This is a genomic window from Isoptericola aurantiacus (genome assembly GCF_044769875.1).
GTDB lineage: Bacteria > Actinomycetota > Actinomycetes > Actinomycetales > Cellulomonadaceae > Isoptericola > Isoptericola aurantiacus.
Genome location: NZ_JBJBAE010000004.1, coordinates 117,804 through 143,352 on the forward strand (window position 1 = coordinate 117,804; position 25,549 = coordinate 143,352).

Here is a 25,549-nt window from a genome sequence, read left to right on the forward strand (position 1 = left end):
TCGACACCGGCCGGACACGGACCGGGCGGACGGCGCCGATAGGGTGTCGCCATGACCGAAGCCACCACTCCTGCTCCCGAGCGCACCCTCGTCCTCGTCAAGCCCGACGGCGTCCGTCGCGGGCTGTCCGGGGAGATCCTGCGGCGCATCGAGGCCAAGGGCTACACGCTCACGGCCGTCGAGCTGAAGAACGCCACGCCCGAGGTGCTGGCGCAGCACTACGCCGAGCACGAGGGCAAGCCGTTCTACGCCCCCCTCGTCGAGTTCATGCTGTCCGGACCGATCCTCGCCGTGGTCGCCGAGGGCCAGGGCGTCATCCCCGGCTTCCGCGCGCTCGCCGGTGCCACGGACCCGACGGCGGCCGCGCCCGGCACGATCCGCGGCGACCTGGGCCGCGACTGGGGGCTGAAGGTCCAGCAGAACCTCGTGCACGGCTCGGACTCGCCGGAGTCGGCCGCCCGCGAGATCGGCCTCTGGTTCCCGACCCTCTGAGGTCCCCCGGACCGACGTCGGAGCGCCGCTCCCGCACCCGCGGGGGCGGCGCTCGTCGCGTCGTGCACCGTGCGCGGGCCTCACCCGCCCCGCGGCGGCGCGCGGAGGCGGGTCGGCGCCGACTCCCGCGAGGCTGCACGGATCCGCGCCCGACGGCGGATACCCTCGGCGGGTGCACCTCAAGACGCTGACGCTCCGGGGCTTCAAGTCGTTCGCCTCGGCGACGACGCTGAGCTTCGAGCCCGGCATCACGTGCGTCGTCGGACCCAACGGCTCGGGCAAGTCGAACGTGGTCGACGCCCTGGCCTGGGTCATGGGCGAGCAGGGCGCCAAGTCGCTGCGCGGCGGCAAGATGGAGGACGTCATCTTCGCGGGCACCGCGGGCCGCCCACCGCTGGGCCGCGCCGAGGTGGCACTGACCATCGACAACACCGACGGCGCCCTGCCGATCGAGTACACCGAGGTGACGATCTCCCGCACGCTGTTCCGCAGCGGCGGGTCCGAGTACGCCATCAACGGCAGCTCCTGCCGGCTGCTCGACATCCAGGAGCTGCTCAGCGACTCGGGGATCGGCCGCGAGATGCACGTCGTCGTCGGCCAGGGCCAGCTCGACCAGGTCCTGCGCGCCACGCCCGAGGACCGCCGCGGGTTCGTCGAGGAGGCCGCCGGCGTCCTCAAGCACCGCAAGCGCAAGGAGAAGGCGCTGCGCAAGCTGGATGCGATGGCGGGCAACCTGGCGCGGCTGACCGACCTGACCACCGAGCTGCGCCGCCAGCTCGGTCCGCTGGGGCGCCAGGCCGAGGCCGCGCGCCAGGCCCGGACCGTCCAGGTCGAGCTGCGCGACTCCCGGGCCCGGCTGCTGGCCGACGACCTGGCCCAGCTCGGCGCGCAGCTCGACCAGGAGCGCGCCGACGAGGCGGCGCTCGCCGAACGACGCCAGGTCACCGAGAGCGCGCTGGACCAGGCCCGCGGCCGGCTCGCACGGCTCGAGGTCGCGGCGTCGACGGCCTCGCGCACGGCGTCCGCGGCCAACGACACGTTCCACGGACTCGGCGCCGTCCGGGAGCGGCTGCGGGGGCTCGCCTCCCTGGCCGACGAGCGGGTCCGGCTGCTGGGGACCGCCGAGCCGGAGCAGCGCGGGCAGGACCCGGAGGAGCTGGAGGCGCAGGCCGAGCGGGCGCGTGCCGCGGAGGCGGAGCTGACCAGCGAGGTCGAGATCGCCCGGCGCCGGCTGTCCGAGGCGGAGGAGGTACGGTCCGGGGCCGAGCAGGCGGCTCAGGTCGCCGAGCGCGAGCTCGCCGACCTGCTGCGCGGGGCCGCCGACCGACGCGAGGGGCTGGCCCGGCTCTCCGGCCAGGTCGCCGCGCGCCGCAGCCGGGTCGAGGCCGCCGACGCCGAGATCGAGCGGGTGCGCGAGGGGTTGGCCGAGGCCGAGCGTCGCGCGCAGGACGCCGCCCGGGAGTTCTCCGCGCTCGAGTCCCAGGTGGTGGGCGCCGAGGAGGGCGAGGAGGGCCTCGACGCCGACCACGAGGCCGCCGAGGAGGCCGTGACCGGCGCGCGGGCCGCCGTCGCCGACCTCACCGAGCGCCTGGGCGCGGCCGAGAAGGACCACGCGACCTGGTCGGCGCGGGTGGAGGCGTTGGAGCTCAGCCTGGACCGCAAGGACGGCGCCGGCGCCCTGCTCGCGGCCGACGCGCCGGGTGTGCTGGGGTCGGTGGCGGCGCTCCTCGGCGTCGAGGCGGGGTATGAGGAGGCTGTCGCGGCCGCGCTCGGTCCGTTCGCCGACGCCGTCGCCGTCGAGAGCCTCGGTGCCGCCGTCGACGCCCTGCGCCTCCTGCGCGACGACGACGGCGGCCGGGCCGGGCTGGTCGTGGGAGGGGCCGACGACGGCGCACCGGTCGCCCCGGAGGCCCCGGCCGGCGGGCGTGCCGCCCTCGACGTGGTGACCGCGACCGGACCGGCGGCCGGGGCGCTGCGCACCCTGCTGGCCGACGTCGTCGTCGTCGACGACCTGGCCCAGGCCCGTGCCCTGGTGGCGGACCGCCCCGAGCTGGTGGCCGTCACGCGGTCCGGCGACCTGCTCGCGACCGCCCGGGCGTCGGGCGGGTCGGCGGGTTCGCCGAGCGTGCTGCACCTGACCAGCGCGCTCGACGAGGCGCGAGCGGGCCTTCAGGACGCCGCGGGTCGTGGCACGCGGTGCCGCGAGGAGCTGGTGGGTGCTCGCGCCACCCTGGAGTCGGCGCAGGCCCGGTACGACGAGACCCTGGAGCGGCTGCACGAGTCGGACGCGGCGCTGGCGGCCGTCGCCGAGCAGCTCGGCACTCTCGGGTCGGCGCGCCGGGCGGCGCAGACGGAGGCCGAACGCCACCGTGCGACGCTCACGCAGGCCGAGGAACGCCGCCGCGCGGACGCCGAGGCGCTCGACGACCTGGTGCGTCGTCTGGAGGTGGCCGAGGCCGAGCCGACCCGCACCGAGGCCGACGCCGAGGAGGCGACGGCGGCGCGGGACGCGGCGTCGGCGGCGGCCTCGACCGCCCGGCAGTCCGAGACCGAGGTGCGCCTGGCCCTGCGGACCGCCGAGGAGCGTGCCCGGGCCGTCGCCGGCCGGGCGCACGGGCTGGCGAGGGCCGCCGAGCAGGAGCGGCGGGCACGGGACGAGGCCGCCGCGCGGGCGCGCCGGCGGTCGCTCCAGGCGCAGCAGGCCGCCGCGGTGCGCTCCGCCGCGGCTGCTGCGCTGGACACCCTGGCCCGCTCGGTCGAGCGGGCCGGCGCCGAGCGGGCCGCGGCCCAGGAGGAACGCGACGCCCACCGCGCCGGGCTGGACGAGGTGCGGCGCGACGTCGACCGCCTCACGGGCGAGCTGCGCGACCTCACCGACGTGGCCCACCGCGACGAGGTGGCGCGCGCCCAGCAGGTCGCGCGCCTGGAACAGTTCCGCGCCCGCGCCGTCGACGAGCTCGGGACCGATCCGGACGCGCTCGTCGAGGAGTTCGGTCCCCATCAGCCGGTGCCCGTGGCACGTCCGGCCGACGCCGCCGAGGACGAGCCCGACCCGGAGCCCGTGCCGTACGTGCGCGCGGAGCAGGAGAAGCGGCTCGCGGCCGCGGAACGGGCGCTGAAGCGCATCGGCACCGTCAACCCGTTGGCGCTGGAGGAGTTCGCGGCGCTGGAGGAGCGCCACCAGTTCCTGACCACGCAGCTCGCGGACCTCAAGAGCTCGCGCGAGGACCTGCTGCAGATCGTCGCGGAGATCGACGAGCGCGTGCAGCAGGTGTTCGCCGAGGCCTACCAGGACACGGCGGCCCAGTTCGAGCGGGTGTTCGCGCGGCTCTTCCCGGGCGGGGAGGGTCGGCTCGTGCTGACGGACCCGGCAGACCTGCTCACCACGGGCATCGAGGTCGAGGCCCGCCCGGCCGGCAAGAAGGTCAAGCGGCTCTCCCTGCTGTCCGGCGGCGAGCGCTCGCTGACGGCGGTCGCGTTCCTCGTGTCGATCTTCCGCGCCCGGCCGAGCCCGTTCTACGTGATGGACGAGGTCGAGGCCGCGCTGGACGACGTGAACCTGGGCCGGCTGCTGGACATCTTCCGCGAGCTCCGTGAGGACTCCCAGCTCATCGTCATCACCCACCAGAAGCGCACCATGGAGGTGGCCGACGCCCTGTACGGCGTCACGATGCGGGGCGACGGTGTGACCACCGTCATCTCGCAGCGGCTGCGCGAGACGGCCGAGGCGGGGTGACAATATCCCCATGCTCACGTACGTCGTCTGGATCGCGGTCTCCCTGGCCATCGCCGGGGCCGTCTTCCTCGTCGCCAGCGTGATGGAACGCGGCGACACGGCCGACGACGAGCACGGCCCGCGCTCGTTCCTGCGGGCCTTCCGCTCCGGGCTGCGCCGCCACCACGAACCACGTCAGTCGCGTCCGGTGGACACCGACATGGACGCCTTCTTCGCGGCGAACCTCGAGCAGGCGCCCGGCTACGTGGACGCCGAGGAGATCTCGACCGCCCTGCACCTGGCGCAGGTGCGGGTGAGCACCCCCGGCCGGGGCTCGCCCTCCGCGGCGGGTCGCGCCCGGCGCGAGCGCTGACGTCGCGCGGTCACCCGACCCTCGCCCCGGCGGTCCGGCCGTGCCGGCCCGCCGGTAGCCCCGCCGTCTGGGACACTGGTGGACCGTGACTGACTCTCTGTGGCTCTGGATCGTCCTCGGCATCGTCCTCCTGGTGGGCTTCGGCTCCGCCCTCGTCGTCCCCCGGCTGCGTCGGGGCCGGCACGACGACGGCGCCCCGTCCGGCGGCACCACCACGGCGGCCCCTCCGGAGGCGGGGGCAGAGCCCGACGTCGCCGGCCCCCCGGAGCCCGCGGCCGCCACCGCCCCGCCGCTCGAGACCCCCGCGCCGGCCGCCGGCCGGATGGTGCGGCTGCGCGACCGACTGGCGCGGTCCGGCTCCCCGCTGGGCGCCCGTCTGCTGGGCGTCCTGTCCCGCGACCACCTCACCGAGGACGACTGGGACGAGCTGGAGGAGACGCTGCTGCTCGCCGACATCGGCACGGGCCCGGCCGAGGAGCTGCTCGAGGCGCTCCGGACCCGCGTGCGCGTGCTGGGCGTGCGGGAGCCCGACGCCGTGCGTGCCCTGCTCCGCGAGGAGCTGCTGAAGATCGTGGACCCGAGCCTCGACCGCTCCCTGGCCACCGCGCGTCCGGTCGTGGACGGCGTGGCCAAGCCCGCCGTCGTGCTCGTGGTGGGCGTGAACGGCACCGGCAAGACGACGACGGTCGGCAAGCTGGCCCGCGTCCTGGTCGCCCAGGACAAGTCGGTCGTGCTGGGCGCCGCGGACACGTTCCGTGCGGCGGCCGCCGACCAGCTGCAGACCTGGGGTGCGCGCGTCGGGGTCGCCACGGTGCGGGCGGACCGGGAGGGTGCCGACCCCGCGGCCGTCGCGTTCGACGCCGTGCGGACGGGCAGCGCCGAGGGTACCGACGTCGTGCTGGTCGACACCGCGGGCCGGCTGCAGAACAAGGCCGGCCTCATGGACGAGCTGGGCAAGATCTCGCGCGTCATCACCCGGGAGGCACCGCTGGGGGAGGTGCTGCTGGTGCTGGACGCGACCACGGGCCAGAACGGCATGCAGCAGGCCAAGGTCTTCGGCGAGGTGGCCGGCGTGACCGGCATCGTGCTGACCAAGCTGGACGGCACGGCCAAGGGTGGCATCGTCGTCGCGGTCCAGCGCGAGCTCGGGGTGCCGGTCAAGCTGGTCGGCCTCGGTGAGGGACCGGACGACCTGGCGCCGTTCGAGCCGGAGGAGTTCGTCGACGGCCTCCTGGGCTGACGGCGGCTCCGGTCTCGCCCCGGACACGGCGGGATCACGGTCAGGTCACGAACACCCGGTAGGTGTCTCGCAGTCCGGACAGAAACGGGATGTTTACGCCAAGGCGACGTTCGTCACACGGACGTAACACACCGTCACTCCCGATGAAACCCCGCCCCGCCACGGTGGTCACCGACCGGCCACAGGGGCTGGCGAGGGGAGTAAGACACATGGTGGAGCTGGATACCGGGGCAACCGCGTGGATGCTGACGTCAGCATCGCTCGTGCTCCTGATGACGCCTGGTCTGGCGTTGTTCTACGGAGGCATGGTCCGCGGCAAGTCCGTCCTGAACATGATGATGATGTCGTTCGGCGCGATCGCGCTGACGGCCGTCATCTACGTCCTGTGGGGCTGGTCGATGTCCTACGGCAGCGACGTCGGCGGGATCATCGGCAACCCGTTCGACCAGTTCGCGCTGCAGGGGGCGATCTACAACGACGCCGGTGAGTTCCTCATCGACGACTTCGGCGTGCCGAGCATCGTCGGCGTGGGCTTCCAGTCGACCTTCGCGATCATCACCGTCGCCCTCATCTCCGGTGCGATCGCCGACCGGGTCAAGTTCGGCACCTGGATGGTCTTCGTCGCCCTGTGGGTCACCTTCGCCTACTTCCCGATGGCGCACATGGTCTGGGGCGGCGGCCTGCTCTCGGGCGACGGTCCGTTCGCCGACATCGCGGCCCCGATCGACTTCGCCGGTGGCACCGTGGTCCACATCAACGCCGGTGCGGCCGCGCTCGTGCTGGCCCTGATCGTCGGCAAGCGCAAGGGCTTCGGCACCGAGCCGATGCGCCCGCACAACCTGACGCTCGTGATGCTCGGCGCCGCGCTCCTGTGGTTCGGCTGGTTCGGCTTCAACGCCGGCTCGGCCTTCACCTCGGACGGCTTCGCCGGTCTCGCCTGGGTCAACACCACCACCGCGACCGCTGCCGCCGTCATCGGCTGGCTCGTCGTGGAGAAGCTCCGTGACGGCTCCGCCACCTCCCTGGGTGCCGCCTCGGGTGTCGTCGCCGGTCTGGTCGCGATCACCCCGGCCGCCGGCTCGGTCAGCCCCTTCGGCGCGCTGTTCGTGGGCGTCATCGCCGGTGTGCTGAGCGCCTTCGCGGTCGGCCTGAAGTTCAAGCTGGGTTACGACGACTCGCTCGACGTCGTCGGCGTCCACCTGGTCGCCGGCCTCTGGGGCACGCTGTCGATCGGCCTCCTCGCCACGGAGACCGGCCTGTTCTACGGTGGCGGCGTCAACCAGCTCGCCGTGCAGGCGATCATCGCGGTCATCGCGGTCGTCTTCTCGGCTGTCGTCACCTACGTCCTGGCGATCATCCTCAAGGCCACCATGGGCTGGCGCGTCTCCGAGGAGGTCGAGGTCAGCGGTATCGACCTCGCCGTCCACAGCGAGTCCGCGTACGAGGGGATCCAGTCGGGTTCCGTCATCAAGGAGGTCCGCGCATGAAGCTCGTCACCGGAGTCATCCAGCCCCACCGTCTCGACGACGTGAAGTCGGCCCTCGAGGCCGCCGGCGTCCGCGGGATGACCGTCAGCGAGGCCAGCGGCTACGGCCGGCAGAAGGGCCACACCGAGGTCTACCGCGGTGCGGAGTACACCGTCGACCTGGTGCCCAAGGTCCGCATCGAGATCCTCGTCGGGGACGCCGACGCGCCGTCGATCGTCGACGTCGTGGTCAACGCGGCCCAGACGGGCAAGATCGGTGACGGCAAGGTCTGGACGGTGCCGGTCGACGACGTCGCCCGGGTCCGCACCGGCGAGCACGGCGACGCCGCGCTCTGACGCCGATGGCCGACCACCCGTCCACGGGCGGCGGCCCCGCGCAGCAGGCCCCGCACCCCGGTCCCGGGGTGCGGGGCCCTGTCGTGGGGCTGCGTGACGAGCTGCTCGCCGCCGCCAGGGAGCTCACCGGGCCGGGACGCTCCGGCGTCGCGCGCCGTGCCACGCTGCAGCAGATCGTCACCGAGCGGCTCGGCGCCCTGTACGCCGAGGCCACGGCCGACGTCGACCCGGCCGGCCTCGCGCTGGCCGCGGTGGGCTCGCTGGGGCGCGGCGAGCTGGGCCCGCTGTCCGACCTCGACCTCGTGCTCGTGCACGACGGCCGCACCCACAAGCCCGACGAGCTCGCCGTCGTCGCCGAGCGGCTCTGGTACCCGTTGTGGGACTCCGGGGTCGACATCGACCACGCGGTGCGCTCGCTGACCCAGACCCGCCAGCTCGCCATGCGCGACCTGCCGGCCGCCGTGGGATGGCTGGACGTGCGGCCGGTCGCCGGGGACGCCGTCGTCGTCCACCGGGCGGCGTCGGGCATCCTCACCGACTGGCGGTCAGCGTCCCGGCGTCGGCTGCCCGAGCTGCTCTCGAGCGTGCGCGAGCGCGCCGAGCGCTCCGGTGAGCTCGCCTACCTCATCGAGCCCGACCTCAAGGAGGCGCGCGGGGGCATCCGCGACGCCGTCGTGGTCTCGGCGCTGGCCGCGACCTGGCTCACCGACCGGCCCCACGGCCGGGTCGACTCCGCCTACGCGCACCTGCTCGACGTGCGCGACGCGCTGCAGGTGGTCACGCGGCGACGGGCGACCCGGCTCCTCCTGGCCGACCTCGAGCAGGTCGCCGGGCTGACCGGCTACGACGACCCCGACGAGCTGCTGGCGAGCCTCGCGGCGGCCGGCCGCGAGATCTCCTTCGCGCTCGACTCCACGGTCCGGCGTGCCCGGCAGGCCCTGCAGCGCCCGGCCCTGCGCAAGCCGGTGCTCGTGCGCGGCCGTCGGCAGCCGCCCCGGCTGCGGTCGGTGGGCGAGGGGCTCGTGGAGCACGACGGCGAGCTCGTGCTCGGGGTGGCGGCCGCACCGGCCCAGGACCCGCTGCTGTCCCTGCGCGCCGCGGCGACGGCGGCCCGCACGGGGCTCGTGCTCTCCCCGGTGACGATGCACTCGCTCGCCCTGTGCCCGCCCGTACCGGAGCCGTGGCCGGCCTCGGCGCGATCGAGCCTGCAGACGCTCCTGTCCTCCGGGCCGGCCCAGATCCACGTCTGGGAGGCGCTCGATCTGGCCGGCGTCGTCACGACCTGGATCCCCGAGTGGGCGGACGTGCGGAACAAGCCCCAGCGTGCCGCCATCCACCGGCACACCGTCGACCGGCACCTCGTCGAGACGGCCGCGCTCGCGCCCGCCGTGCGCAAGCGGCAGATCGCCCGCGGGGTGCCCGCCGCGCTCCTGCCGTCGGAGCTGCTGAGCGTCGCGGCGATCCTGCACGACCTCGGCAAACGTCGCCGGGCGCAGAGCACCGACCACTCGGTCGAGGGTGCTCGGGTGGTGGAGCCGGTCCTGCGGCGCATGGGGTACGACGACGACTTCGTCGCCGACGTGCAGCGGCTGGTGCGGCACCACCTGACGCTTTCGCAGCTCGCGACCGGCGCCGACCCGGACGACCCGGCGACGGTGAGCAGGCTGCTGGTCGCCGTCGACCACCGGCCCGACCTGCTCGAGGTGCTCCGCGCCCTGACGGAGTGCGACTCCACCTCCCTCGGCCCGGCGGGCTGGACCGGCTGGCGGGCGAGCCTGGTGGACCAGCTCACCGCCCGGGCACGGGACGCGCTGGCGGACGGACCCGCGCCGGGGGAGGCGGGGGCGGTGTCGTCGGGCCGGTAGGCTGGGGGACCGCACGCAACCTTCCCGCGAAGAGGACCACCTGGTGTTCAACTCCCTGTCGGACCGGCTCACGTCGACGTTCAAGAACCTGCGCGGCCGGGGACGGCTGTCCGAGGCGGACATCGACGCGACCGTGCGCGAGATCCGTCGTGCGCTGCTGGACGCGGACGTCGCCGTACCCGTGGTGCGGCAGTTCACCGCCGCCGTGCGCGAGCGTGCCCTGGGCTCCGAGGTCTCCGGTGCGCTGAACCCGGCCCAGCAGGTCGTCAAGATCGTCAACGACGAGCTCGTGACGATCCTCGGTGGGCAGACCCGCGCGCTGCAGCTCGCCAAGACCCCGCCGACGGTCATCATGCTCGCGGGTCTGCAGGGTGCCGGCAAGACGACCCTGGCGGGCAAGCTGGCGCTGGCGCTCAAGGAGCAGGGCCACACCCCGATCCTCGTCGCGGCAGACCTGCAGCGCCCCAACGCCGTCACCCAGCTCTCCGTGGTCGGCCAGCGGGCGGGCGTCCCGGTCTTCGCGCCGCACCCGGGCAACACCTCCGACCACGACCCGGCGGGGTCGGCCACCATCGGCGACCCGGTCGCCGTCGCGCGCGGCGGGGTCGACGAGGCGCGGGCCAAGCAGCACGACGTCGTCATCGTCGACACGGCCGGACGGCTCGGCGTCGACGAGGTCCTGATGCAGCAGGCCGCGGACATCCGCGCCGCGATCACGCCCGACGAGGTCCTGTTCGTCATCGACGCGATGATCGGCCAGGACGCGGTCACCACGGCGAACGCCTTCCTCGAGGGCGTGGACTTCACCGGTGTGGTGCTGTCCAAGCTCGACGGCGACGCCCGCGGCGGCGCGGCGCTGTCCGTCGCCCAGGTCACCGGCCGGCCGATCATGTTCGCCTCGACCGGTGAGAAGCTCACCGAGTTCGAGGTCTTCCACCCGGACCGGATGGCGTCGCGCATCCTGGACATGGGCGACGTCCTGACGCTGATCGAGCAGGCCGAGCGCGCGTTCGACGCCGACGAGGCCGAGCGGATGGCGGCCAAGGTCGCCGGCGGCGAGGACTTCACGCTCAGCGACTTCCTGGTGCAGATGCAGCAGATGAAGAAGCTCGGCTCCATGAAGAAGATGCTCGGCATGATGCCGGGCATGGCCCAGATGCGCGACCAGATCGAGAACTTCGACGAGCGCGAGGTCGACCGCGTCCAGGCCCTCATCCAGTCGATGACGCCCGCCGAGCGGGAGAACCCGAAGATCATCAACGGCTCGCGCCGTGCCCGCATCGCCCGGGGTGCCGGGCAGACGACGGCAGCGGTCAACGGTCTGCTCGACCGCTTCACCCAGGCGCAGAAGATGATGCGCCAGATGGCCAAGGGCGGCGGCGCCCCGGGGATGCCCGGTGGCATGCCGGGGATGCCCGGTCTGCCGGGCGGCGGCAAGAAGTCGCGCGGCAAGCAGCAGCCGAAGAAGAAGGTCAAGGGCAAGTCGGGCAACCCGGCCAAGCGGGCGCAGCAGGAGCGCGAGGCCATGCAGCGCGCCCTGGGTGGCGGGGCGAAGAAGCCGTCCGCCCCGGCGGGGTCGGCGTTCGGTGTCAAGGAGCCGGACCAGCAGGGCGCCGATCTCGACAACCTCGAGCTGCCCGGCGACCTGGGCAAGCTCCTCGGCGGCGGACGCTGATTCCCCGGTAGGCTGCGGCCCATGTCGGTGCCGCACGTCCCCCTGCACGTCACGGGTCGCATCCTGCTCGACGGCGACCGTGAGGTGGGCGAGATGTGGGTGCGCGACGGACGCATCAGTCTCCTGCGGCCCACCCCGCAGGGCAGCCCCGCCGCCGAGCTGACGGGCTGGGTGCTCCCCGGGCTGGTGGACGTGCACTGCCACGTCGGGCTCGACGCCGGGGGCGCCGTCGACCGTGACGCCGCGACCAAGCAGGCCGTCGCCGACCGCGACACCGGGGTGCTCCTCATCCGTGACGCGGGGTCCCCGCTGGACACCTCGTGGGTCTCCGGGCGCACGGACCTGCCACGGCTGGTGCGCGCGGGCAAGCACCTGGCGCGGCCGAAGCGCTACCTGCGCCACTACGGCCTCGAGCTCGACGACGTCGCCGACCTCCCGCGCGTCGTGGCGGAGCAGGCCCGGGCGGGCGGGGGCTGGGTCAAGCTGGTGGGCGACTGGATCGACCGTGACCTGGGGCCGGAGGCGGACCTGCGCCCTCTGTGGCCGCGCGACGTGCTGGTGGACGCCGTCGCGGCCGCGCACGCCGAGGCGGCACGGGTCACCGTGCACGCCTTCTCCCGGGAGGTCGTCGAGGACCTGCTCGAGGCCGGCGTGGACGGCATCGAGCACGGCACCGGGATCCCCGCCGACCTCATGGCGGAGGTGGCGCACCGCGGCGTGCGGGTCACCCCGACGCTGCTGCAGGTGGCCCAGTTCGAGAACATCGCGGCCCGAGCCGACGGCAAGTACCCGGTGTACGCGGCCCGGATGCGGGCCATGCACGCGCGGCGGTACGAGCAGGTGCGGGCGATGCACGACGCCGGCGTCCCGCTGCTCGTGGGCACGGACGCGGGCGGCACCATCGACCACGGCCGCATCGCCGACGAGTGCTCCGAGCTGGTCGCCGCCGGCATCCCCGACGCGGAGGTCGTGGCGATGGCCACCTGGCGGGCACGGTCGTTCCTCGGTCACGGGTCGATGGTGGAGGGCTCCAGCGCGGACTTCGTGGTGTACCCGTCCGACCCGCGCGAGGACGTCGAGGTGCTGCGGCACCCGACCGCCGTCGTCCTGCGTGGTCGCGTGGTGGCCTGACGGTCGGTCCGGCGGGTCCGACCGGTCGTCGGCGCGTCGACCGCGGGTGTGATGCAGCCCCCGCTTGGGGGCGGCGTCCGGGTCTGGCACAATGGCGGGGTACTCGGCGTGCCCAGGCCCCTCTCACCTGGGCATGTCCGGTCCTGACCCGTCCACGCGCTGGCCCCACCTGCGGCGTGCTCGGGTCGCCCTCACAGAACCAGGAGAGTCCACACCAGTGGCCGTCAAGATTCGTCTGAAGCGTCTCGGCAAGATCCGGGCCCCGTACTACCGTGTCGTCGTGGCCGACTCGCGCAAGAAGCGCGACGGCAGCGTCATCGAGGAGATCGGCAAGTACCACCCGACCGAGGAGCCCTCGCTCATCGAGATCCAGTCCGAGCGCGCCCAGTACTGGCTCGGAGTCGGCGCCCAGCCGACCGAGCAGGTCGCCGCCCTGCTGAAGGTCACGGGCGACTGGCAGAAGTTCAAGGGTCTGGACGGTGCCGAGGGCACCCTCAAGACCAAGCAGGCCTCCGGTGACAGCGCCGCCGCGATCGAGGCCGTCCACGCCGAGGCCGAGAAGGCCAAGGCGAAGGCCGCCGAGAAGTCGGCCAAGAAGTCCGACGAGGACGAGGCCGAGGCCTGATGCTCGCGGACGCCCTCGAGCACCTGGTGCGCGGCATCGTGGACAACCCGGACGACGTCCGGGTCACCGCGAGGACCCAGCGCCGGGGCGACCTGCTCGAGGTCCGGGTCCACCCGGACGACCTCGGACGGGTCATCGGGCGAGGGGGCCGCACCGCCAAGGCGCTGCGCACCGTCGTCGGTGCGCTCGCGACCGACGGTCCGGTCCGCGTCGACGTCGTGGACGTCGACGGCCGCTGAGCGTCCGCACACGCTGATCGACGAGGCCCGGTCCCTGCACGGGACCGGGCCTCGTCGTGTTCACTGGGCGTGGTCATGGTGCACAGGGTCCGGCCGGTCGGCGACGACGGCGGGCCCGGGACGAGGAGACGACATGGAGCTGGTGGTGGCCCGGGTGGGCCGGGCGCACGGACTGCGCGGCGAGGTGGTGCTCGAGCTGCGCACCGACGTGCCCGAGGAGCGTTTCGCCGTCGGGGCGGAGCTGGCGACGGACCCGGTGGAGCGGGGCCCGCTGACGGTGGAGACGGTGCGCGTGCACCAGGGCCGCTGGCTCGTGCGGTTCGCCGGGACGCCGGACCGCACGGCGGCCGAGTCGCTGCGCGGCGTCGAGCTCCTGGTCGAGCAGGACGCCTCCTCCGAGGAGGACGCCTGGTACCCCCACGAGCTCGCGGGACTGCGGGCCGAGCTGGCCGACGGGACCGTGGTGGGGGAGGTCGTGGGACTGGAGCACCTGCCGGCGCACGACGTGCTGGTGGTCCGCGAGACGGGGGGCGAGCGCACCCTGGTGCCGTTCGTCCACGCCGTCGTCCCGACGGTCGACGTACCCGGTGGGCGCGTGGTGCTCACGCCGCCCGGCGGGCTGCTCGCCCGCGACGCCGGGTCGCTCGCCGACGACCCCGAGCAGGACGGGTCCTGACGTGCGCATCGACATCGTGACGATCTTCCCCGACTACCTCGCCGCGCTCGACCTGTCGCTGGTGGGCAAGGCGCGCCGCGCCGGGCTGCTCGACCTGCGGGTGCACGACCTGCGGGACTGGACGCGCGACCGGCACCGCACCGTCGACGACACCCCGTTCGGCGGGGGAGCCGGGATGGTGATGCGACCGGACGTGTGGGGCAGCGCGCTGGACGACCTGCTCGTGCCGGCCGGCACGGCGTCGGGCGGGGGCGCCCGGCTGGTGATCCCCACGCCGTCGGGCGAGGTCTTCACGCAGCGGCACGCGGAGGCGCTCGCCGGCGAGGGGCACCTGGTGATCGCCTGCGGCCGCTACGAGGGCATCGACGCGCGGGTCGCCGAGCACTACCGCGGTGCGGGTCACCGGGTCAGCGAGCTGTCCATCGGGGACTACGTCCTCAACGGCGGCGAGGTCGCGGCGCTCGTCATGGTCGAGGCCGTCGGCCGGCTCCTGCCTGGGGTCGTGGGCAATCCCGAGTCGCTGGTGGAGGAGTCGCACGGGGCCGCCGGACTGCTCGAGTACCCCGTCTACACCAAGCCGCCCTCGTGGCAGGAGCACGAGGTGCCCGAGGTGCTGCTCTCGGGGCACCACGCCCGTATCGACCGGTGGCGGCGCGACCGTGCGCTGGAGCGCACGGCGCAGCGACGCCCGGACCTGCTGAGCGCCCTCGACGCCGGGGACCTCGACGCCCACGACCGTGCCGTCCTGGCCGACGCGGGCTGGGAGGTCGTGGCCGGGCCGGGTGACGGCGGGTCCGGTGGTGCGTCTCACGAGTCGCGACCCGCCGTCGTGCGGCGGGGTGTGGCAGAATAGGTCGGCGGTGTGCCGCTGCCCGGACTCTGCCACAGGGGAGACCATCGGGCTGCGAGCCGGCGCACCGACACCGACGACACGATCCCGGCCCGTCCACGCGCGGGCCCAGAGCTTGTTCTGACCTGTGGCAGGGCGGGGAGACAACCATGAAGACGCTCGACTCCGTCGAGGCAGCCTCGCTGCGCTCCGACATCCCGGACTTCCGCGCCGGCGACACCGTCAAGGTCAACGTGAAGGTCATCGAGGGCAACCGCTCCCGTGTGCAGGCCTTCCAGGGCATCGTCATCGCCCGCCGCAACGGCGGCGTGGGCGCGACGTTCACCGTGCGCAAGATCAGCTTCGGCGTCGGCGTGGAGCGCACCTTCCCGGTGCACGCCCCCACGATCGAGTCCGTCGAGCTCGTCACCCGCGGTGACGTGCGCCGCGCGAAGCTCTACTACCTGCGCGCGCTGCGCGGCAAGAAGGCCAAGATCCGCGAGAAGCGCGAGACCCCGGCGAAGTGAGCCGTGGCGGGCGCGTCCCGCCGCACGCCACCACGGGCGGTCCCTCCACGATGGAGGGGCCGCCCGTCGGCGTTTCGCGGTGCCCTGGTGCGTCTGGCAGGGTGTGGACGTGGCAGACTCCGATCCTGTGACCTCCGCGCCGCGCCCCTGGGGCCCCGACGAGTCCGACGAGAACGTCGGGCGTCCGACGGAGGGTGAGCTCGCCGCCCGTGCGGACGGTCCGCCGGCCCACGGCTCCACCCAGCGGTCCGGGGGACGCCGGAGCCTCGGGTTGCTGCGGGAGACGGCGATCATCGTGGTCAGCGCGCTGGTGCTGTCCTGGCTGATCAAGACCTTCCTCGTCCAGGCGTTCTACATCCCCAGCTCGTCGATGGAGGACACCCTCCAGGTCGGTGACCGTGTGATGGTCTCGCGGCTCGTCCCCGACGCCCTGGACGTCCACCGCGGGGACATCGTCGTCTTCAAGGACCCGGGTGGTTGGCTCCCGCCGTACGAGGCGCCCGACGACGGCCCCGTCGGCAACGCGGTGCGCGACGTCGCGACCTTCGTCGGCCTGCTGCCGCAGGACACCGGGGAACACCTCATCAAGCGCGTCATCGGCCTGCCGGGCGACACGGTGGAGTGCTGCGACGCCGAGGGCAGGCTGAGCGTCAACGGGGTGGCGATCGACGAGTCGGAGTACCTCGCCGCCGGGGCGGTGCCGAGCCAGGTGGCGTTCGACACCACGGTCCCGGCCGACATGCTGTTCGTCATGGGTGACAACCGGCAGAACTCCCAGGACTCGCGGTTCAACACCGGCAAGCCGGGCGGCGGTTTCGTCCCTCTCGACAACGTCGTGGGCAGCACGTTCGTCATCGTCTGGCCGTTCGCGGACGCCACCGTCCTGCGCAACCCGGGCGACGTCTTCGCCGAGGTGCCCGAGCCGTGACCGTCCGGACGCGACGCAGCCCGACCCTGCGGCAGGAACGTGCGCTGCTCGGGGACGGCGCCGTGCTGGTGGGCGGCATGGACGAGGTGGGCCGGGGTGCGCTGGCGGGGCCGGTGAGCGTGGGCCTGGTCGTGGTCGACGCCTCGACGCCGACGGCGCCGCGCGGCGTCACGGACTCCAAGCTGCTCTCACCTGCCGCGCGGGAGGCGATGGTCGGTCCGCTGCGTCGTTGGGCGGTCGCCTGGGCGGTGGGGCACGCCGGCCCCGCCGAGATCGACGCGCACGGCATCGTGGCCGCGTTGCGGCTGGCGGGCCGCCGAGCGCTGGCCCAGGTGCGCCGCAGCGTCGGCGACGTGGACGTGGTGCTGCTCGACGGCTCTCACGACTGGCTCAGCCGGCCGCACGCGGACCTGTTCGAGGCGGCCGACGCCGATCCTGCCGGTGGTCTGGACGCGCCGGAGCCCGGGGTGCGCACGCTCGTCAAGGCGGACCGCCTGTGCTCGTCGGTGGCGGCCGCGAGCGTCCTGGCCAAGGTCGAGCGCGACGGGCTGCTCACGCGGCTCGCCGCGCAGTATCCTCACTTCGCCTGGGACCAGAACAAGGGGTACGCCGCCCCGGCGCACCTGGACGGTCTGCGCAGGCTCGGGCCGACGCCGCAGCACCGTCGGTCGTGGAACCTGCGGGTGCTCGAGGACGACCCGTCACCCGCCGAGCCCGACGCCGGGCCCGAGGTCGCGGCGGGCTCCGTGGTGACGTTGCAGACCGCCGTCGACCCCTCCGGCTCGACGCCGCGCGCCCGGGTGGGATGATGTCCGGGTGAGCGCTGAGGACCTCGAGGACTACGAGACCGACATGGAGCTCGCGCTGTACCGCGAGTACCGCGACGTGGTGGGTCTGTTCTCCTACGTGGTGGAGACCGAACGCCGCTTCTACCTGGCCAACCAGGTCGACCTGCAGGTGCGGTCGGCCGCGGGTGAGGTGTACTTCGAGCTGCAGCTCGCCGATGCCTGGGTGTGGGACGTGTACCGCTCGGCGCGGTTCGTGAAGTCGGTGCGGGTGGTCACGTTCAAGGACGTGAACGTCGAGGAGCTCGCCAAGGCCGACATCGCCCTCTAGGTACTCCGAACGGCCGGACGGGTCCGCCGTCGGCCACCCCCAGGTGACGTCGACGGCTGGTCGTCCACAGGCACCGGCGCCTCGTGCGGTCCGGGCGCCCTCGTCCGGCCACGGTGGGTCGCGGAGGTGGTTCCGTGCGAGCCGAGGACGCCGTGGGGCGACATGGGGAAGAGGTGGCGGCGCGCCACCTGGTGGAGCGTGGCTACGAGCTGCTGGACCGCAACTGGCGGGGGACCGCCGGCGAGCTCGACCTGGTGGCGCTCGACGGCGGCACGCTCGTGGTCGTCGAGGTCAAGACGCGTCGGGGCACGGCCTACGGGCACCCGGCCGAGGCCGTCACACCCGCCAAGCTGCGCCGGATCCGGCGGCTGACCGCGCAGTGGCTGCACGAGCACCCGGGCCCGCGTCGAGCGGTGCGCGTCGACGTCGTCGCGATCGTCCTGCCACGACGCGGTGCCGCCCAGGTCGAGCACCTCACCGGGGTGCTCTGATGGCGCTGGGGACGACGGCGGCCGTCGCGCTGAGCGGCATGGAAGGACACCTCGTGGAGGTGCAGGCGCAGCTGGCGGCCTCCGTCCCGGGGTTCACCCTGGTCGGGCTGCCGGACGCGGCGCTCGCGGAGTCGCGGGACCGGGTGCGGGCCGCCGTGCTGTCGACAGGGATCGAGTGGCCGCACCGCAAGATCACCGTCAACCTGTCACCGGCCTCGCTGCGCAAGTCGGGATCCTCGTTCGACCTGGCGGTCGCGGTGGCCGTGCTGGCGGGGCACCGGGTCCTGCCGACGAGCGGCCTCGACCGTGTCGTGCACCTCGCCGAGCTCGGTCTGGACGGCCGGCTGCAGCCCGTGCGCGGGGTGCTGCCCGCCGTGGTGTCCGCCGTCGCCGCGGGTTGTCCCGACGTCGTGGTCGCGGCCGGGGACGCGGACGAGGCGGGCCTCGTGCCCGGCGCGCGCGTCCACGGTGCCGCCGACCTGGGCGACGTGGTGCGCCTGCACGGCGGCACGCTGCGGCACGAGCGGCGGGCGCAGCCGGTGGCGCCCGCACGGCCCGCCGTGCCCCGCCGGCCGGTGGGCGACCTGGCCGACGTCGTGGGCCAGGGCGAGGCGCGGATCGCGCTGGAGGTCGCGGCCGCGGGCGGGCACCACCTGCTCATGACCGGTCCGCCCGGTGCCGGCAAGACGATGCTCGCGGCCCGGTTGCCCGGGATCCTGCCGGACCTGACCGAGGCCGAGGCCGTCGAGGTCACCAGCGTCCATTCCGTGGCCGGCACGTTCGACCCGGGCGCCGGCCTGCTCCGGCGCCCCCCGTTCGAGGACCCGCACCACACGGCGACCCCCGCGGCGATCGTGGGTGGGGGCACGGGCATCGCCCGCCCCGGGGCGGTGTCCCGGGCGCACCGCGGCGTGCTCTTCCTCGACGAGGCACCGGAGTTCGCGCCGCGCGTGCTGCAGACCTTGCGTCAACCCCTGGAGGCCGGCGAGCTGGTGCTGCACCGGACCGGGGGAGCGACGCGGTACCCGGCCCGGTTCCAGCTCGTGCTGGCAGCGAACCCGTGCCCCTGCGGGATGTCGACCACGAACGCCGGCGCGGAGTGCACCTGTTCCCCGCTCGCCCGGCGGCGGTACCTGGCGCGACTGTCGGGGCCGCTCCTCGACCGCGTCGACCTCCAGGTGCACCTCGCAGGGCTCAGCCGCGCCGAACGCGTGCTCGCGACCAGCGGTGAGCCGTCCGCGACGGTCGCCGCCCGGGTCGAGGCCGCCCGGGAACGTGCCCGCGCACGCCTCGCGGGCACGCCCTGGCGCACGAACGTCGAGCTCCCGGGACCCTGGCTGCGCGAGCACCTGCGCGGGGAGCCGGGCGTGCTGACGCAGGTGGAGCGCCAGATCGACGCCGGTGAGCTGTCGATGCGCGGCGCGGACCGCGTCCTGCGCGTGGCCTGGACGCTGGCGGACCTGGACGCGCGTGACGTGCCGGGCGTGGACGACGTGGACGCCGCGATGCTGTTCCGCACCGGTGGTCGTCATGGATGAGCCGACGCTCGACAGCCGGTCCGGAGCCGATCCCGCCGCGCGCGGCGAGCGACGGCACGCTCCGCGCGTGCGGTTCGACGTCGACGACCCCTGGCTGGCGGCCGCCGCCTGGTCCCGGCTCGCCGAACCGGGGGACGTCGTCGCCGGGTCCCTCGTGGCGCACCTCGGAGCCGCGGGTGCGCTCGCCTGGCTCGTGGAGGCCGCGGCCGACCCGGTGGCGACGCTCCGGGCCCCCGTCCTCGACGGTCTGGACGTCCCACCGTCGGCGAGCCCGTCGGCGAGCGCGGCACCGAGCCGGGCCGCGACGGGTGAGCCGAGGCACCGGAACGCGGCGCTCCGACTGCTCGACGCGGTCGGACGGTGGGTGCCGCGGTTGGACAGCCTCGACCCGCGACGCGAGCTGCGCGTGCTCGAGAGGCTCGGCGGGGCGCTCCTCGTCCCGGGTGACCCGGACTGGCCCGGTCAGCTGGACGCCCTGGGGGCGGCCGCGCCCTTCGCCCTCTGGGTGCGCGGGCGTGCCGACGTCGCCGACTGGGCCCGGGGGTCGGTGGCCGTCGTCGGTGCGCGGGCCGCGACCGCCTACGGTGAGCGCGTCGCCGAGGACCTGGCGGCCGGGCTCGCCGACCAGGGGTTCACCGTCGTCTCCGGCGGCGCCTACGGCATCGACGCCGCGGCCCACCGAGGGGCGCTCGCGGCCGGGGGCAGGAGCGCCGCCGTCCTGGCCGGCGGGGTGGACCGCTACTACCCGCAGGGCAACGACGGCCTGCTGCGTCGCCTGGTGGAGCACGACGGCGCGGTCGTCGCCGAGGTCCCGCCCGGCAGCGCGCCGTTCCGTCAGCGCTTCCTCGCCCGCAACCGGGTCATCGCCGCCCTGACCAGCAGCACGGTGGTCGTCGAAGCGGCGCGACGTTCCGGGGCCCTGTCCACGGCCCGCCGGGCCGTCGAGCTGCTGCGCCCGGTGGGTGCGGTGCCCGGGCCGGTGACGTCGATGGCCTCGACCGGTTGCCACGGGTTGCTGCGGGACGGCGTCGCGGTGTGCATCACGAGCGCTGCGGACGCCGTCGAGCTCGCCGGACCCGTCGGGTCGTCCGTGCAGGGCCCCGAGGAGACCGCGCTGGTCGATCCGGTGGACGCCCTCGGGCCCGACGAGCGGCTGCTGCTCGACGCGCTGCCGGTCCGGCAGAGCGCGACGGTCGACTCGCTGGTGCGGTCGGCGGGGCTGCCGGCCCGACGCGTCGTGACACTGCTGGGCGCGCTGGAGCGGTGCGGGCTGGCCCGGCGCGACGGCGCTCGCTGGCGGCGGGCACCGTCCTGAGACGGCCTCGGGCTCGCTGTCGCGGATCTGCACGCTCGGAGGCCCTGCGCCGCGCGCCCGGCCCCGGCCGTGCCACGAAACGCCGCGCGACCTGCGCGGTCGTCCGTCCTGCCGGGGTCACACTGGCGACGATGACGGCCTCAGACGTCCTGCCGCTGCCCACCGACCTCGCCGAGGCGGTGGACGGCTTCTCGCGGTACCTGGCGGCCCGACGCGGCCACTCGGTGCACACGCGGCGTGCCTACCGGGCCGACGTGACGGGGCTCCTGCGCTACGCGGTGCGGCACGGTGCCGGGGGCCTCGGGGGCATCGACCTGGCCGTCCTGCGGGGCTGGTTGGCGGTGCAGGCCGACCGCGGGCTGAGTCAGGCCACGCTCGCGCGGCGCGGCGCGGCGGCGCGCGCGTTCCTGCGGTGGGCCCACCAGGAGGGCCTCGTGGCGACCGACCCGTCGGCGCGGCTCGCGAACCCCAAGGTGCGCAGGAGCCTGCCCACGGTCCTGTCGGAGCAGTCCGCCGCCCTGCTGCTGGACACCGCGCGGGCGACCGCTCAGGAGGCCGAGCCCGGGCAGCGGCCGGGCGCGCTGCGTGCCTGGGCGGCGGCGGAGCTGCTCTACGGGTCCGGAGTCCGGGTGGGCGAGCTCGTCGCCACGGACGTCGGCGACGTCGACCTCGCCGACCGGCTCGTGCGCGTGCTGGGCAAGGGAGGCAAGGAACGGGTCGTCCCGTTCGGACTCCCGGCTGCCCGAGCCCTGCAGGCCTGGACGGGGTCGGGTCGCGGGGAGCTGGTCAGGGCGGACTCTCCGCCGGCGCTGTTCCTCGGAGACCGGGGCGGCCGGTGGGGGCAGCGGCAGGCCCGGGAGGCGGTGCACCGCCTGGCGGCCACGGCCGAGGTGGACGACGTCGCCCCGCACGCCCTGAGACACTCGGCGGCGACCCACCTCCTCGCGGGTGGCTCCGACCTGCGCTCGGTCCAGGAGGTCCTGGGTCACGCGGACCTGGGTACGACCCAGCGATACACGCACGTCGACGCCGAGCGCCTGCGGCAGGTCTTCCAGCAGGCGTTCCCGCGAGCCTGAGGCCAGGTCAGCCCAGGGGCAGGAGCACGATCGGCCCGGCGGCGCCCAGCAGCAGCAGCGGGTCCAGGTAGGCCTCGCCGCGGCGCACGCCCCAGTGCAGGCAGCGCGTCGGCGCGCAGTGCGCGGCGCCGGCGTCGGACGCGACCCGAGCCACGGGCTCGCCGGCGCGGAGCGCCGTGCCGACGTCGAGCTCCGTGACCGCGGGCTCGAAGGTCGAGCGCAGCTCGCCGTGGGTCAGCACGACCACGGGCTTGCCGCCGACCTGCCCAGCGAAGGTGATCACACCGGGCGCCGGTGCGACGACGACGTCGTCGGTGACCGCCACCAGGTCGACCCCCCGGTGGCCGGGCAGCCAGGGCCGCCGCGGTCGGTCGAAACGAGCGACGACGTCGCCGGCCACCGGTGCGGTCCAGGACCGGGCCCCGGGCAAGCGATCGGCCGGATCAGGTGGCGCGGCCCGGAACGCGTCGGCCACGGAGCCTGTCGGCGCCACGAGGAGCGTCGACGCACTGAGCGCGGCGGCGACGACGAGCCGTGGCAGGGATCGGGTGCGCCGCCCGCGACGGCGGGGAGCGGTGCTGGTGCGGCCGGACATGCGGACATCGTGGCGCCGGTCCACCTGGGGGAAGGACCGCCGGGACGAGCCCTGTGGATGCCGCGGCATCCGGCCGCTCTGGGGGTGCGGGACGCCACGTCACGGGGCGGCACCGGAGCGCGATGCCGTCAGGTAGACTGTTCGCTGCGACCAGTGCTGTCCACCCCCTTCCTGCGCCCAGGCGTCACGCCTGCCCGGGTCCGGTGGTGCGGCGAGGTCGACATCGCGCGTCACGAACGTGCTCGCCACGGCCTCGGCCAGGTGGGCGCTGCCGTGTCGGCTGCGGTCCGCGCACAGGGTGCGCGGTGCCGGCCGGGGTGACGCCAGGGGTGCCGGGCCCGACGCCCGTCACCGACAACCGAAGCACTGCGACCGCCGCACTCGTGGGCGGTCGCCTGATGCGCACGGCACCGGGAGGATCCCGGACCGTGCGGCGAAAGGACCAGTCATGGCCGTCGTGACCATGCGCCAGCTCCTCGAGAGCGGTGTCCACTTCGGGCACCAGACCCGCCGTTGGAACCCGAAGATGAAGCGATTCATCTTCACCGAGCGCAACGGCATCTACATCGTCGACCTCCAGCAGTCGCTGTCGTACATCGACCGCGCGTTCGAGTTCGTCAGCCAGACCGTCGCCCACGGTGGCACGATCCTGTTCGTCGGCACCAAGAAGCAGGCGCAGGAGCCCGTCGCCGAGCAGGCCTCGCGCGTCGGCATGCCGTACGTGAACCACCGCTGGCTCGGTGGCATGCTCACCAACTTCTCCACGGTCCACAAGCGCCTGCAGCGCCTCAAGGAGCTCGAGGAGATCGACTTCGAGGACGTCGCCGCGTCCGGGCTCACGAAGAAGGAGCTGCTGGTCCTGCGTCGCGAGAAGGACAAGCTCTCGCGCACGCTGGGCGGCATCCGGGACATGGCCAAGACGCCGTCGGCGGTCTGGGTCGTGGACACCAACAAGGAGCACCTCGCCGTCAACGAGGCCCGCAAGCTGGGCATCCCCGTCGTGGCGATCCTCGACACCAACTGCGACCCCGACCTGGTCGACTACGCCATCCCGGGCAACGACGACGCGATCCGCTCCGTCACGCTGCTGACCCGCGTGGTCGCCGACGCCGTCGCCGAGGGCCTCATGCAGCGCGCCTCGGGCAAGAAGGGCGAGGTCGCGGAGTCCGAGGCCGAGCCGCTGGCCGAGTGGGAGCGCGAGCTCCTCGCCGGCGCCGAGGCCGACAAGGCAGCCGACGCCCCGGCCGCGGAGAAGCCCGCGACCGAGGACGCCGCGCCGGCCGAGGCCCCTGCCGAGGCGCCCGCCGCCACGGAGGAGCCGGCCGCGGAGACCGCGGAGCCGGCCGCCGAGAGCACCGAGAAGTCCGAGTGACGCGAGGCGGGCCGGTCCTCCACGGACCGGCCCGCCGTCGCCCGCCGCACACCGATCGAACAGCACGGAGGACATCCCCCCATGGCGAACTACACCGCCGCTGACATCAAAGCGCTGCGTGAGCGCACCGGCGCCGGCATGCTCGACGTCAAGAAGGCTCTCGACGAGTCCGACGGCAACACCGAGCAGGCCATCGAGATCATCCGCAAGAAGGGCCTGGCCAAGGCCGCCAAGCGCGAGGGCAACACGGCCTCCGAGGGTCTCGTCGCGGTGAAGATCGAGGACGGCGCCGCCGGCCAGGTCGCCACGATGATCGAGCTGAACGCCGAGACGGACTTCGTCGTCAAGAACGAGAACTTCATCGCGCTGGCCGAGACGGTCCTCGAGTCCGTCGCCGCTGCCGCGGCCACCGACGCCGAGTCCGGCCTGGCCGCCTCGGCGGGCGAGGGCACCGTCGCCGACACGATCGCCGCCCAGGGCGCCACCATGGGCGAGAAGGTCGTCCTGCGTCGCGTCGCGCGGGTCGAGGGCCCGAAGGTCACGGCGTACCTGCACAAGACCGCCAAGGACCTGCCGCCGTCGATCGGTGTCCTGGTCGTGACGGACGAGGCGGCCGAGCCGGTCGCCAAGGACGTCGCGCAGCACATCGCGGCGCTGGCCCCGCAGTACCTGACCCGCGACGACGTCCCGGCGGACGTCGTCGACAAGGAGCGCGAGATCGCCCGTGAGCGGTCGATCGCCGAGGGCAAGCCCGAGGCCGCGCTGCCGAAGATCGTCGAGGGTCGCCTCAACGGCTTCTTCAAGGAGGCCGTGCTCGTGGACCAGCCGCTGGCCAAGGACACCAAGACGACGGTCGGCAAGCACGTCGCCGCCACCGGTGGCACGCTCACCGGCTTCGTGCGCTTCCGCGTCGGCAGCTGAACCCCCGTCGGCCCGGCCGTACCGTCCGCGGTGCGGCCGGGCCGACGCATGCTCGCCCCGGGGTGACGCCGTCGCCTCCGGTGGGCGGGCACGCGCATCCGGTGCCAGGATGCGCCAGGAGACCTCGATCCGGGACCCGCGCCCGGGCGACGCACAGAGATGGACGGTGGCATGACGGACGGTGGCATGACGGACGCGCGCACGAACCCGATCGACCAGACCGGTCTCGCGACCAGCCAGGTCCCGCAGAAGGACTCGGGCACGCGAAGGGTCCTGCTCAAGCTCTCCGGCGAGACGTTCGGGGGCGGCAGCGTGGGCCTGGCCGCCGACGTGGTGCGCCGCGTCGCCCAGGAGATCGGCGACGCCGTACGCCAGGGCGTCCAGACCGCGATCGTCGTCGGCGGTGGCAACTTCTTCCGTGGCGCCGAGCTCTCCCGTGCCGGCCTGGACCGGGCCCGTGCCGACTACATGGGCATGCTCGGCACGGTGATGAACTGCCTCGCCCTGCAGGACTTCCTCGAGCAGGACGGCGTCAAGACGCGCGTGCAGACCGCCATCACCATGGGTCAGGTCGCCGAGCCGTACATCCCGCTGCGTGCCATCCGGCACCTGGAGAAGGGCCGCGTGGTCATCTTCGGTGCGGGTGCCGGCATGCCCTACTTCTCGACCGACACCGTCTCGGTCCAGCGGGCCCTGGAGACGCACTGCGACGAGGTCCTCATGGGCAAGAACGGCGTCGACGGCGTCTACACCGCGGACCCGCGGACCGACCCCGCCGCCGAGAGGCTCGACCACCTCACCTACACCGACGCCCTGGTGCGCGGCCTGAACGTGATGGACGCGACCGCGCTCTCCCTGTGCCGCGACAACGACGTGCGGATGCGCGTCTTCGGGCTCGAGGAGACCGGTAACGTGACCCGTGCACTGCTCGGGGACCGGATCGGGACCTCGGTCACGACCCGCTGAGCCCGCACACCACCACCACATC

25 protein-coding genes are annotated in these 25,549 nt (G+C 74.2%); 24 read left to right on the forward strand and 1 reads right to left on the reverse strand.

Annotated features, from left to right (window positions below; genetic code table 11):
* Positions 1 to 51: 51 nt before the first annotated feature.
* The 21 genes from ndk (at position 52) to ACIQLL_RS12985 (ending at position 21,673) form a co-directional block, all read left to right on the forward strand.
* On the forward strand, positions 52 to 492 hold the full coding sequence (ndk, locus tag ACIQLL_RS12885) for a nucleoside-diphosphate kinase (RefSeq protein ID WP_402467714.1): 441 nt from the start codon (positions 52 to 54) through the stop codon (positions 490 to 492).
* A gap of 172 nt (positions 493 to 664) precedes the next feature.
* Positions 665 to 4,228: a chromosome segregation protein SMC gene (smc, locus tag ACIQLL_RS12890; RefSeq protein WP_402467717.1), complete on the forward strand. Its 3,564-nt coding sequence runs from the start codon at positions 665 to 667 to the stop codon at positions 4,226 to 4,228.
* Between the two features lie 10 nt (positions 4,229 to 4,238).
* The gene (locus ACIQLL_RS12895) at positions 4,239 to 4,580 is read left to right on the forward strand and encodes a hypothetical protein (protein ID WP_402467720.1); all 342 of its coding nucleotides are present in this window, start codon (positions 4,239 to 4,241) and stop codon (positions 4,578 to 4,580) included.
* Between the two features lie 85 nt (positions 4,581 to 4,665).
* A complete protein-coding gene (gene ftsY / locus ACIQLL_RS12900) occupies positions 4,666 to 5,820 on the forward strand; it encodes a signal recognition particle-docking protein FtsY (RefSeq protein WP_402467723.1) in 1,155 nt (384 codons plus the stop codon).
* Between the two features lie 209 nt (positions 5,821 to 6,029).
* Positions 6,030 to 7,307 (forward strand): ammonium transporter, encoded by a 1,278-nt coding sequence (locus ACIQLL_RS12905; protein WP_402467726.1) that lies wholly within the window; start codon positions 6,030 to 6,032, stop codon positions 7,305 to 7,307.
* Entirely contained in the window at positions 7,304 to 7,642 is a 339-nt protein-coding gene (locus ACIQLL_RS12910) for a P-II family nitrogen regulator (protein ID WP_402467729.1), read from the forward strand. Before ACIQLL_RS12905 ends, ACIQLL_RS12910 begins: the two co-directional genes overlap by 4 nt.
* A 5-nt stretch (positions 7,643 to 7,647) precedes the next feature.
* Positions 7,648 to 9,507, forward strand: coding sequence for a [protein-PII] uridylyltransferase family protein (locus ACIQLL_RS12915; protein ID WP_402467732.1), 1,860 nt, complete (start codon positions 7,648 to 7,650; stop codon positions 9,505 to 9,507).
* A 43-nt stretch (positions 9,508 to 9,550) separates the two neighbouring features.
* Positions 9,551 to 11,182, forward strand: coding sequence for a signal recognition particle protein (gene ffh / locus ACIQLL_RS12920; protein WP_402467735.1), 1,632 nt, complete (start codon positions 9,551 to 9,553; stop codon positions 11,180 to 11,182).
* Between the two features lie 21 nt (positions 11,183 to 11,203).
* A complete protein-coding gene (locus ACIQLL_RS12925; RefSeq protein WP_402467737.1) occupies positions 11,204 to 12,313 on the forward strand; it encodes an amidohydrolase family protein in 1,110 nt (369 codons plus the stop codon).
* 217 nt (positions 12,314 to 12,530) lie between these two features.
* Positions 12,531 to 12,938, forward strand: a complete 408-nt coding sequence (gene rpsP, locus ACIQLL_RS12930; protein WP_402467739.1) for a 30S ribosomal protein S16 — start codon at positions 12,531 to 12,533, stop codon at positions 12,936 to 12,938.
* Complete coding sequence (locus ACIQLL_RS12935; protein WP_402467742.1) at positions 12,938 to 13,177, forward strand: RNA-binding protein; 240 nt, start codon at positions 12,938 to 12,940, stop codon at positions 13,175 to 13,177. Before rpsP ends, ACIQLL_RS12935 begins: the two co-directional genes overlap by 1 nt.
* Positions 13,178 to 13,310: 133 nt before the next feature.
* The gene (gene rimM, locus ACIQLL_RS12940; RefSeq protein WP_402467745.1) at positions 13,311 to 13,853 is read left to right on the forward strand and encodes a ribosome maturation factor RimM; all 543 of its coding nucleotides are present in this window, start codon (positions 13,311 to 13,313) and stop codon (positions 13,851 to 13,853) included.
* A gap of 1 nt (position 13,854) precedes the next feature.
* Positions 13,855 to 14,706, forward strand: a complete 852-nt coding sequence (gene trmD / locus ACIQLL_RS12945) for a tRNA (guanosine(37)-N1)-methyltransferase TrmD (RefSeq protein ID WP_402467747.1) — start codon at positions 13,855 to 13,857, stop codon at positions 14,704 to 14,706.
* A gap of 146 nt (positions 14,707 to 14,852) precedes the next feature.
* Complete coding sequence (gene rplS / locus ACIQLL_RS12950) at positions 14,853 to 15,209, forward strand: 50S ribosomal protein L19 (protein ID WP_402467749.1); 357 nt, start codon at positions 14,853 to 14,855, stop codon at positions 15,207 to 15,209.
* A 109-nt stretch (positions 15,210 to 15,318) separates the two neighbouring features.
* Positions 15,319 to 16,137 (forward strand): signal peptidase I, encoded by an 819-nt coding sequence (gene lepB / locus ACIQLL_RS12955; protein WP_402467752.1) that lies wholly within the window; start codon positions 15,319 to 15,321, stop codon positions 16,135 to 16,137.
* The gene (locus ACIQLL_RS12960; protein ID WP_402467754.1) at positions 16,134 to 16,946 is read left to right on the forward strand and encodes a ribonuclease HII; all 813 of its coding nucleotides are present in this window, start codon (positions 16,134 to 16,136) and stop codon (positions 16,944 to 16,946) included. Before lepB ends, ACIQLL_RS12960 begins: the two co-directional genes overlap by 4 nt.
* 7 nt (positions 16,947 to 16,953) lie before the next feature.
* On the forward strand, positions 16,954 to 17,253 hold the full coding sequence (locus ACIQLL_RS12965) for a DUF2469 domain-containing protein (protein WP_402467756.1): 300 nt from the start codon (positions 16,954 to 16,956) through the stop codon (positions 17,251 to 17,253).
* Between the two features lie 134 nt (positions 17,254 to 17,387).
* Positions 17,388 to 17,744 carry a YraN family protein gene (locus ACIQLL_RS12970; protein WP_402467759.1) on the forward strand — a complete coding sequence of 119 codons (357 nt, stop codon included), beginning with the start codon at positions 17,388 to 17,390 and terminating at the stop codon, positions 17,742 to 17,744.
* Positions 17,744 to 19,282: a YifB family Mg chelatase-like AAA ATPase gene (locus tag ACIQLL_RS12975; RefSeq protein ID WP_402467762.1), complete on the forward strand. Its 1,539-nt coding sequence runs from the start codon at positions 17,744 to 17,746 to the stop codon at positions 19,280 to 19,282. Before ACIQLL_RS12970 ends, ACIQLL_RS12975 begins: the two co-directional genes overlap by 1 nt.
* A gap of 67 nt (positions 19,283 to 19,349) precedes the next feature.
* Positions 19,350 to 20,597: a DNA-processing protein DprA gene (gene dprA, locus ACIQLL_RS12980; RefSeq protein ID WP_402467764.1), complete on the forward strand. Its 1,248-nt coding sequence runs from the start codon at positions 19,350 to 19,352 to the stop codon at positions 20,595 to 20,597.
* Between the two features lie 131 nt (positions 20,598 to 20,728).
* The gene (locus tag ACIQLL_RS12985; protein WP_402467767.1) at positions 20,729 to 21,673 is read left to right on the forward strand and encodes a tyrosine-type recombinase/integrase; all 945 of its coding nucleotides are present in this window, start codon (positions 20,729 to 20,731) and stop codon (positions 21,671 to 21,673) included.
* Positions 21,674 to 21,680: 7 nt separating this feature from the next.
* On the opposite strand, the gene ACIQLL_RS12990 is transcribed toward ACIQLL_RS12985, so the two are convergent.
* On the reverse strand, positions 21,681 to 22,268 hold the full coding sequence (locus ACIQLL_RS12990) for a peptidoglycan DD-metalloendopeptidase family protein (RefSeq protein WP_402467770.1): 588 nt from the start codon (positions 22,266 to 22,268) through the stop codon (positions 21,681 to 21,683).
* A gap of 448 nt (positions 22,269 to 22,716) precedes the next feature.
* Between ACIQLL_RS12990 and rpsB the strand changes: the two genes are divergently transcribed.
* From rpsB to pyrH, 3 genes are all read left to right on the forward strand, one after another.
* A complete protein-coding gene (gene rpsB / locus ACIQLL_RS12995; RefSeq protein WP_402467773.1) occupies positions 22,717 to 23,640 on the forward strand; it encodes a 30S ribosomal protein S2 in 924 nt (307 codons plus the stop codon).
* Positions 23,641 to 23,721: 81 nt separating this feature from the next.
* The gene (gene tsf / locus ACIQLL_RS13000; RefSeq protein WP_402467775.1) at positions 23,722 to 24,561 is read left to right on the forward strand and encodes a translation elongation factor Ts; all 840 of its coding nucleotides are present in this window, start codon (positions 23,722 to 23,724) and stop codon (positions 24,559 to 24,561) included.
* Between the two features lie 186 nt (positions 24,562 to 24,747).
* The gene (gene pyrH, locus ACIQLL_RS13005) at positions 24,748 to 25,527 is read left to right on the forward strand and encodes a UMP kinase (protein ID WP_402467778.1); all 780 of its coding nucleotides are present in this window, start codon (positions 24,748 to 24,750) and stop codon (positions 25,525 to 25,527) included.
* Positions 25,528 to 25,549: the final 22 nt, after the last annotated feature.